This window comes from Gilvimarinus sp. 1_MG-2023, from assembly GCF_030548285.1.
This window is the reverse complement of the sequence record NZ_JAUOSC010001892.1, coordinates 1-230: the sequence shown is the minus strand read 5'-3', so window position 1 is coordinate 230 and position 230 is coordinate 1. Positions and strand designations below refer to the sequence as shown.

General features: G+C 63.9%; 1 protein-coding gene. It reads right to left on the bottom strand.

What is annotated here, in order from left to right; all coding sequences use genetic code 11:
- Nucleotides 1-206: hypothetical protein (locus tag Q4563_RS23270; RefSeq protein ID WP_303606234.1), on the bottom strand; the 206-nt coding region annotated here is incomplete at its 3' end.
- Nucleotides 207-230 lie beyond the last annotated feature (24 nt).

Here is a 230-nt window from a genome sequence, read left to right as displayed (position 1 = left end):
CGCACGTAGTGCTGGATTGCGTCGGCCTTGACCCACGTCAGGAATGGCATGGCGCAGGACCAGACGCGCGGGCGTGAACGGACAAAGTCACGGAGTTGGCCGTCCTCGGCGCGGTCGATGGAGCCTAGCTCCGACTCCTCCACGCGAACGCTGCCGGCCAGGACCGGAATCTCAAAGCCATCAATCCGCAGAAACTCGCCGCTCATCTCTCACGTCCTCGATGCGAAGGC